This is a genomic window from Mycobacterium sp., assembly GCF_036488105.1.
Lineage (GTDB): Bacteria > Actinomycetota > Actinomycetes > Mycobacteriales > Mycobacteriaceae > Mycobacterium.
On the sequence record NZ_DASXHW010000522.1, the window covers coordinates 1 to 7,963 of the forward strand.

General features: G+C 65.6%; 10 protein-coding genes. 4 read left to right on the top strand and 6 right to left on the bottom strand.

Annotated features, from left to right (window positions below):
* From prcA to dop, 4 genes are all read right to left on the bottom strand, one after another.
* On the bottom strand, positions 1 to 497 hold a 497-nt coding region (gene prcA / locus VGH54_RS27560; RefSeq protein ID WP_331515303.1), incomplete at its 3' end, for a proteasome subunit alpha.
* Entirely contained in the window at positions 494 to 1,381 is an 888-nt protein-coding gene (gene prcB / locus VGH54_RS27565) for a proteasome subunit beta (protein ID WP_331515304.1), read from the bottom strand. The genes prcB and prcA, both read right to left, overlap by 4 nt.
* A complete protein-coding gene (locus VGH54_RS27570) occupies positions 1,378 to 1,572 on the bottom strand; it encodes a ubiquitin-like protein Pup (RefSeq protein WP_043409984.1) in 195 nt (64 codons plus the stop codon). The genes prcB and VGH54_RS27570 overlap by 4 nt, the downstream gene beginning before the upstream one ends.
* A gap of 102 nt (positions 1,573 to 1,674) precedes the next feature.
* Complete coding sequence (gene dop, locus VGH54_RS27575) at positions 1,675 to 3,183, bottom strand: pup deamidase/depupylase (protein ID WP_331515306.1); 1,509 nt, start codon at positions 3,181 to 3,183, stop codon at positions 1,675 to 1,677.
* 149 nt (positions 3,184 to 3,332) lie between these two features.
* On the opposite strand from dop, the gene VGH54_RS27580 reads away from it, so the two are divergent.
* Entirely contained in the window at positions 3,333 to 3,953 is a 621-nt protein-coding gene (locus VGH54_RS27580) for a hypothetical protein (RefSeq protein ID WP_414688824.1), read from the top strand.
* Positions 3,954 to 3,956: 3 nt separating this feature from the next.
* On the opposite strand, the gene arc is transcribed toward VGH54_RS27580, so the two are convergent.
* Positions 3,957 to 5,783: a proteasome ATPase gene (arc, locus tag VGH54_RS27585; protein ID WP_331515307.1), complete on the bottom strand. Its 1,827-nt coding sequence runs from the start codon at positions 5,781 to 5,783 to the stop codon at positions 3,957 to 3,959.
* A 173-nt stretch (positions 5,784 to 5,956) separates the two neighbouring features.
* Here arc and VGH54_RS27590 point away from each other — a divergent pair, with 173 nt between their 5' ends.
* From VGH54_RS27590 to VGH54_RS27600, 3 genes are read left to right on the top strand one after another with little or no spacing between them, the layout of a single operon-like run.
* Positions 5,957 to 6,439, top strand: a complete 483-nt coding sequence (locus VGH54_RS27590) for a hypothetical protein (RefSeq protein WP_331515312.1) — start codon at positions 5,957 to 5,959, stop codon at positions 6,437 to 6,439.
* A gap of 10 nt (positions 6,440 to 6,449) precedes the next feature.
* On the top strand, positions 6,450 to 6,989 hold the full coding sequence (locus VGH54_RS27595; RefSeq protein ID WP_331515308.1) for a hypothetical protein: 540 nt from the start codon (positions 6,450 to 6,452) through the stop codon (positions 6,987 to 6,989).
* Positions 6,990 to 6,995: 6 nt separating this feature from the next.
* Positions 6,996 to 7,289: a DUF503 domain-containing protein gene (locus tag VGH54_RS27600; RefSeq protein ID WP_331515309.1), complete on the top strand. Its 294-nt coding sequence runs from the start codon at positions 6,996 to 6,998 to the stop codon at positions 7,287 to 7,289.
* On the opposite strand, the gene VGH54_RS27605 is transcribed toward VGH54_RS27600, so the two are convergent.
* The coding region (locus VGH54_RS27605; RefSeq protein ID WP_331515310.1) for a tRNA (adenine-N1)-methyltransferase at positions 7,290 to 7,963 on the bottom strand (674 nt) is incomplete at its 5' end. It lies immediately after the preceding gene.

Genomic DNA, 7,963 nt, shown 5'->3' on the forward strand with positions numbered 1-7,963 from the left:
GCAGTGGCGATCGGCTCGGTCGTGCCGCCCATCACCACGAAATGCGGCTCATCGGCGATCGACCCATCGTAGGTAATCCGGTACAACTCAGGCGGTTTGGTCTCGCCGTAGTGAGCAACTTCGGCCACGCACAGCTCAACCTCGTATGGTTTGGCCTGTTCGGTGAAGATGGTTCCCAGCGTCTGCGCGTATACGTTGGCCAGCTGCCTTCCGGTCACATCGCGGCGATCGTAGGCGTAGCCGCGGGTGTCGGCGAATTGAATTCCGCCGCGGCGCAGATTGTCGAACTCGTTGAACTTTCCGGCGGCGGCGAAGCCGACTCGGTCGTAGAGTTCGCTGATCTTCTGCAGCGATCGCGACGGGTTCTCCGCAACAAACAGCACACCACCGGAAAAGACCAGTGCAACGACACTGCGGCCTCGCGCAATACCCTTGCGCGCGAGCTCGCTTCGCTCACGCATCGCCTGCTCGGGCGAGATGAAGTACGGAAAACTCATGAATCACTTCCCGCACGGTCGGCGTCCGGGCCGAAAGTGTCTGCGCGGGAGCGCGTTTCGATGACCTCCCGCGCCAGCTCGGCGATGCGCGGCTCGGCCACGTTGGCCGCACCGTCGGCACCGATCGTGACCGCGGTCGGATAGATCCCGCGGACCAGGTCGGGCCCGCCAGTGGCCGAATCGTCATCGGCCGCGTCATACAGCGCCTCGACAGCGACTCGCAGCGCCGAATCAGCATCCGTCACTTGCGAATACAACTTCTTGATCGACGATTTCGCAAATATCGATCCCGAACCGACCGACTGGTAGCCCTCTTCTTCCAGGTTCCAGCCACCGGCCGCGTCGAAGGAGACGATGCGGCCCGCCTTCTGCGAGTCGGGATCGTGGATGTCGAAGCCGGCCAGCAGCGGCAAAGCCACCAGACCCTGCATCGCCGCAGCGAGGTTGCCGCGCACCATGATCGCCAACCGGTTCACTTTGCCCGCGAAGGTAAGTGGCACGCCTTCCAGCTTTTCGTAGTGCTCGAGCTCGACGGCGTATAGCCGGGCGAATTCGACGGCGATCGCCGCGGTGCCGGCGATCCCGGTCGCGGTGTAGTCATCGGTGATGTACACCTTCTGCACATCACGACCCGCGATCATGTTGCCCTGCGTCGAACGCCGGTCGCCGGCCAGCAGCACCCCGCCCGGGTACTTCAGCGCGACGATCGTCGTTCCGTGCGGCAGCTGAGAACTCGGCGTGATCGGGTCTGCGCTGCCGATGCCCGCGGGCAGCAGTTCGGGCGCCTCACGGCGCAAATAATCAGTGAAGGAGGACAGGCCGCCGGAGGCGGTTCCGGGAAGTGCAGAGTTGGTGGCCAGGCGATCGCGGTTGGGCCAGGTCACTGTCCGCCCTTTTGGACGTATGCGCGGACAAAGTCTTCGGCGTTCTCTTCCAGAACATCGTCGATCTCATCCAGCAGGTCGTCGGTTTCCTCGGTCAGCTTCTCGCGACGCTCCTGGCCCGCGGCCGTGCTGGCAGTGGGGTCGTCGTCATCGCCGCCGCCACCGCCGCGCTTGGTCTGCTCCTGGGCCATCGCTGCCTCCTGCATCGTCATCGGGCGTGAAACACGCCCGTTGTTCTCCACCCTACCGGTCAATAGCGTTATTGCTCAGGCGAAAGCCCGGTGTCCGGCCGCTCAGGTGGTCAGCTGCTCCACCAGCTCGACCGCACTGTCTACCGAATCCAGCAACGCCCCGACGTGCGCTTTGCTGCCGCGCAGCGGCTCCAGCGTCGGAATTCGCACCAGCGAATCGCCACCCAGATCGAAAATCACCGAGTCCCAGCTGGCCGCCGCGATGTCGGCGCCGAAGCGGCGCAGGCATTCCCCGCGGAAGTAGGCCCGGGTGTCCGTCGGTGGGTTGTCGACCGCGTCGATCACTTGCTGCTCGGTGACCAGACGCTTCATCGAACCGCGCGCGACCAGCCGGTTGTACAGACCTTTGTCCAGCCGGACGTCGGAGTACTGCAAGTCGACCAGGTGCAGCCGGGGTGCGGACCAACTCAGGTTCTCCCGGTGCCGGAAGCCTTCCAAGAGTCGTAGCTTGGCCGGCCAGTCCAGCAGCTCCGCGCACTCCATCGGGTCGCGCTCGAGCTGATCCAGCACGTGCGCCCAGGTCTCGACGACGTGGGCCGCGCGCGCGTCGTGGTCGCGGCCGTCGACCAGCTTGGCCGCCCGGTCCAGGTAAATGCGTTGCAGCGCAAGGGCCGTCAGCTCACGACCATCGGCCAGGGCGACGGTGGCACGCAGCGACGGGTCGCGGCTGATCGCGTGCACGGCGTGCACCGGCCGGGCCAGCGCCAAGTCGCTGAGGTCGATTCCGTGCGCCGGACCGTCCTCGATCAGGTCGAGCACCAGCGCGGTGGTACCGAGCTTGAGATAGGTCGACGTCTCGGAGAGGTTTGCGTCGCCGATGATGACGTGCAGCCGCCGGTAACGGTCGGCGTCGGCGTGCGGCTCGTCGCGGGTGTTGATGATGCCGCGCTTCAGCGTGGTCTCCAGCCCGACCTCGACCTCGATGTAGTCCGATCGCTGCGAGAGCTGGAAGCCCGGCTCGTCGCCGGACGGCCCGATGCCGACCCGGCCCGAGCCGGTGACCACCTGGCGGGAAACCAGAAACGGGGTCAGCCCGGCGATGACGGACGAGAACGGCGTCTGCCGGCTCATCAGGTAGTTCTCGTGCGAGCCGTAAGAGGCGCCCTTGCCGTCGACGTTGTTCTTGTACAGCTGCAGCTTGGCGGCTCCCGGCACGCTGGCGACGTGCCGCGCGGCAGCCTCCATCACCCGCTCGCCGGCCTTGTCCCACACGACCGCGTCCAGGGGGTCGGTGCATTCGGGTGCGGAGTATTCGGGGTGCGCGTGGTCGACGTAGAGCCGCGCGCCGTTGGTAAGAATCATGTTGGCGGCGCCGACCTCGTCGGCGTCGACCACTGGGGGCGGCCCGGCCGAGCGGCTCAGGTCGAAACCGCGCGCGTCGCGCAGCGGCGATTCGACCTCGTAATCCCAGCGGGTGCGCTTGGCGCGTTGGATTCCGGCGGCGGCGGCGTAGGCCAGCACGGCCTGCGTCGACGTCAGGATCGGGTTGGCGGTCGGGTCCGACGGCGACGAGATGCCGTATTCGACCTCCGTACCGATAATTCGTTGCATCCCTCAAGCGTAGGCGTGACGGCCGCAGACTCCGCGCGGCGGGGCGATGGGTGGGCACCGGCCGACCGCGTACCGGCCGGGTTAACGCGGCGCGGACAACTGCCGGCGGCCCATTGACGCAGGTGACGGAAGTCGTTACCTTCACCCTAGTGTCTGCCGAACCCATCACCGGCCTGTCCGGAAAGCGCTATGGCGAAGTCCTTCTGGTGACGCCGGGCGAGGCGGGACCACAGGCCGCCGTCTACAATAGCTTCGGCCTCAACGACTGTCCCGCCGAATTGTGGTCGGCGCTCGACGCACAAGCCATTGCAGCCGAAAACGGTGCTGCCACAGCCTTACTCAACGGCCCGCGCTACTGGCTGATGAACGAGATCGAGAAGACGAATCAAGGCCCGCGGATCATCAAGAACTTCGGCGGAATCGACATGGCGCTGCAAGCGCAAACCTTGCTGTCGGGGATGAACCCGGCGCCCTACACCGCCAATCAGGTCCACCGGCACACCGTCTTCACCTTCGACGCCGGCGAAGAGGTCTACGAACTACACGACCCCGCGCTGCGGCGCTGGGTGATGCAGACCTGGAGCCAGATCGTCGATCCCACTCTGTCGCGGGCAGATCTGGCCAGACTCGGTGAGCGGCTGGACCTGCCCGATGGATGGACTTACCAGACCCGAACGCTGACCAGCCCGTTGCGCATCGACACCACCACGCACGCCGCGCAGGTGCTGCAGGACAACCTGACCAACAGCTACTCGCTGCTGGCCGGCTGAGCCTTACAGGTACTGACCGAGGTTGGACTCAGTGTCGATGGCCCGTGAGGCACTCGAGCTCTTGCCGGTGACCAGCGTGCGGATGTAGACGATCCGCTCGCCCTTCTTGCCCGAAATCCGGGCCCAGTCATCGGGGTTGGTGGTGTTGGGCAGGTCCTCGTTCTCGGCGAACTCGTCGACGATCGAGTCGAGCAAGTGCTGGATCCGCAGGCCTGGCTGACCGCTTTCCAGCACCGACTTGATGGCGTTCTTCTTCGCCCGGTCGACGACGTTCTGAATCATCGCGCCGGAGTTGAAGTCCTTGAAGTACATGACCTCTTTGTCGCCGTTGGCGTACGTCACTTCGAGGAACCGGTTGTCATCGATCTCGGCGTACATCCGGTCGACAACCTTCTCGATCATCGCCTTGATGCACGCTCCACGGTCACCACCGAATTCGGTGATGTCGTCGGCGTGCACCGGCAGAGTCTCGACGAGGTACTTCGAGAAGATGTCTTGTGCCGACTCGGCGTCCGGGCGCTCGATCTTGATCTTCACGTCGAGGCGGCCGGGCCGCAGGATCGCCGGGTCGATCATGTCCTCACGGTTGGAGGCGCCGATCACGATGACGTTCTCCAGACCTTCGACACCGTCGATCTCGCTCAGCAGCTGCGGGACGACCGTGGTCTCCACGTCCGAGGAAACCCCGGTGCCGCGGGTGCGGAAGATCGAGTCCATCTCGTCGAAGAACACGATCACCGGTGTGCCCTCGGACGCCTTCTCGCGGGCCCGCTGGAAGATCAGCCGGATGTGACGTTCGGTCTCGCCGACGAACTTGTTCAGCAGCTCGGGGCCTTTGATGTTGAGGAAGTAGGACTTGGCCTCACGCGCGTCGTCGCCGCGGACCTCGGCCATCTTCTTGGCCAGCGAGTTGGCGACGGCCTTGGCGATCAACGTCTTACCGCAACCGGGCGGCCCGTAGAGCAACACGCCTTTGGGTGGGCGCAACGCGTACTCGCGGTAGAGCTCCTTGTGCAGGAACGGCAACTCGACGGCGTCGCGGATCTGCTCGATCTGCCGGCCCAGCCCACCGATGTCGTTGTAGGTGACGTCGGGAACCTCTTCGAGCACCAGGTCCTCGACCTCGGCCTTGGGGATGCGCTCGAAGGCGTAACCCGCTTTGGTGTCCACGAGCAGCGAGTCACCGGGACGTAGCTTGCGGGGACGCAGGTCGTCGTCCGACGAGTCATAGACACCGTCGGGCAGGTCCTCGGCGACCAACGGCTCGGCCAGCCACACGATGCGCTCCTCGTCGGCGTGACCGACCACCAGAGCGCGGTGCCCGTCAGCCAGAATCTCGCGCAAAGTTGAAATCTCGCCGACTGATTCGTACGTGCCGGCCTCGACGACAGTTAACGCCTCGTTGAGCCGAACCGTCTGTCCCTTGCGCAACGACTTCACGTCGATGTTGGGCGAGCACGTCAGTCGCATCTTGCGGCCCGAGGTGAAGACATCGATGGTGTCGTCCTCGTGGGTGGCCAACAACACGCCGTAGCCGCTGGGCGGCTGCCCGAGCCGATCGACCTCTTCGCGCAGCGCCAGCAGCTGCTGGCGGGCTTCCTTGAGGGTTTCCATCAGCTTGGAGTTGCGCGACGCCAGCGAGTCGATACGCGACTCGAGCTGGTGCACATCGCGCGGACTGCGTGCGGCACTGTGCGATCCGGCAGCGTTGTCCAGTTGCTCGCGCAGGATCGCAGCCTCGCGTCGTAGCTCTTCCAACTCGGCGGCGTCCTCGCTGGAGAGGTCTGGTTCGCGCGGGTTACCGAACGCTTCACGCTCAAACTCACCCATGGTGCGCTCCTTTCCCGCTCCAAGACGGTGGTGCGGTGGATACCTCAACGCTACCGGCGATTTCCGTTTCATGCGGGAACTCGAAATGGGGCACACTGGCAACAGCGTTAACATCTTGTTTAGTCGGCTTTACCGAGAGGACCTTCGTGACCGTGAAAACCCTAGCCACAGGCATGGCAGCGATGGCTGCCATCGGCGTCGCCGCCGCGGGTGTGACCTGTATTGCATCCGTCACCGCGGTGTCGGCCCGCGTTCAGCCGGTCGTCTTCGGCGCGCCGTTGCCGTTGGACCCGCCGGCACCGGTGGGAGTGGACCTACCCACTGCCGATCAGCTCACCACCGTTCTGAATACGCTGCAGGACCCGAGCGTGTCGTTCGCCAATAAGGGCGACCTCATCGAGGGCGGCATCCCGGTTCCGGTCACCCTGGCCGACCACGAACTGCAGAAGGCCGCTGCCAAGGGCAGCCTGCCGCTGACGTTCAACATCAGCAACATTGCCCCCGCCGGTCCGGGTGCCGCCACGGCCACCATCACGGCGACGGGCCCGCATCTCGCCCCGACACCCGAGTACCTCACGTTCGTCGATCAAGGCGGCTGGAAGCTGTCGCACGACTCGGCGATGACGCTGATTCAGTCTGTGCGTTCGTCGCACTGACAGCCGCTGCATGCCCCGACGCTTCACCGCAGTCTTGAGCGCCGCCGCGATTGCGGCGGTGCTCGGGCTTCCGGGGTGTTCCAGCGATGAGGACGGTGCTTCGCCGGAGACCTCGACGCCGCCGACGTCCGCATCGTTGAATTCGACGGCGGCCCCGCAGGCCGCGCCGTTGCCGCCGCCCGATGCGTTGGCGGGCGTGCTGTATCGGCTGGCTGACGCAGCGGTGCCCGGCCCCCAGAAAACGAACCTGGTCGAAGGCGCCACCCCGGAAAACGCCGGTGTCTTCGACCAATTCTCCAATGCCCTGCTGAACGGTGGCTTCACCCCGGTGAAGTTCGATATACGCGAGGTCGGATGGTCTGACCGGGATCCGGCCGACGTGGTGGCCAACGTCGACGTCAGCTCATCGAATCCGAAGGGTCCCCGATTCTCTTTTCCCATGGAGTTCAAGCCGTTTCAGGGCGGCTGGCAGCTGTCGGCGCGGACCGCCGATGTCCTGCTGGCATACAGGACCGAGTCCGCCCCGCCCCCAGCAGGGCCCGGTCACTGATTCCCGATGTGGATCGGCTGGTTGGAGTTCGACCTGCTGCTCGGTGATGTGCGCTCACTCAAGCAGAAGCGATCGGTGGTGCGGCCGGTAGTCGCGGAACTGCACCGCAAGTTCGGCGTCTCGGCCGCGGAGACAGGGTCCCAAGAACTTCACCGACGGGCCGGGATCGGCGTGGCGATGGCCTCGGCCGATCGCAGCCATGCCGTCAACGTGCTGGACGCCGCCGAACGGCTGGTGGCGGCGCATCCGGAGTTCGAGTTGCTCTCGGTGCGCCGAGATCTGCGGCGCAGCGACGACTGATCACGGCTCGCTGGGACGTTGCTTTCTGTGCAGCGGCGTCGGGGGAACCGTGTCCGGGGCCAGCTTGCGCGCGAACACCAAAAACGCTGTGTGCCCGCGCATGTTGTGTTGGGGCCGCACGGCCAGCCCGACGACGTTCCAGCCGCGCTGCATCGTCTCCCAGGCACGGGGCTCCGTCCAGCACTGCTGGTCGCGCAGTGCCTCCACCGCCTTCGACAGCTGGGTCACGGTCGCCACGTAGATCATCAGCACGCCGCCGCCGACCAGCGCCCGCGACACCCGGTCGAGCACGTCCCACGGCGCGAGCATGTCCAGCACGACCCGGTCGACCGAGCCGTCGGGCAGACCGGCGTCGACAATGTCGCTGATCACCAGCCGCCAGTTGTCGGGGACGCAGCCGAAGAATGTCTCCACGTTGCGGCGGGCGTGTTCGGCGTGGTCGGCGCGCACGTCGTAGGAGATCACCTGTCCGTCCGGTCCGACGGCGCGCAACAGCGAACAGGTCAGTGCGCCGGAGCCGGCGCCTGCCTCCAATACCCGTGCGCCCGGAAAGATGTCGCCTTCGTGCACGATCTGCGCGGCGTCTTTCGGGTAGACCACCTGAGCGCCGCGCGGCATCGACAGCACGTAGTCCACCAGCAGCGGACGCAACACCAGGAACTGGTCACCGTTGG

What these genes read in the sequence shown, in the direction of transcription:
- VGH54_RS27570 (WP_043409984.1), bottom strand. Translation starts at nt 1,572, where the DNA reads ATGGCCCAGGAGCAGACCAAGCGCGGCGGTGGCGGCGGCGATGACGAC.
- dop (WP_331515306.1), bottom strand. Translation starts at nt 3,183, where the DNA reads ATGCAACGAATTATCGGTACGGAGGTCGAATACGGCATCTCGTCGCCG.
- arc (WP_331515307.1), bottom strand. Translation starts at nt 5,783, where the DNA reads ATGGGTGAGTTTGAGCGTGAAGCGTTCGGTAACCCGCGCGAACCAGAC.
- VGH54_RS27590 (WP_331515312.1), top strand. Translation starts at nt 5,957, where the DNA reads ATGGCAGCGATGGCTGCCATCGGCGTCGCCGCCGCGGGTGTGACCTGT.
- VGH54_RS27595 (WP_331515308.1), top strand. Translation starts at nt 6,450, where the DNA reads ATGCCCCGACGCTTCACCGCAGTCTTGAGCGCCGCCGCGATTGCGGCG.
- VGH54_RS27600 (WP_331515309.1), top strand. Translation starts at nt 6,996, where the DNA reads ATGTGGATCGGCTGGTTGGAGTTCGACCTGCTGCTCGGTGATGTGCGC.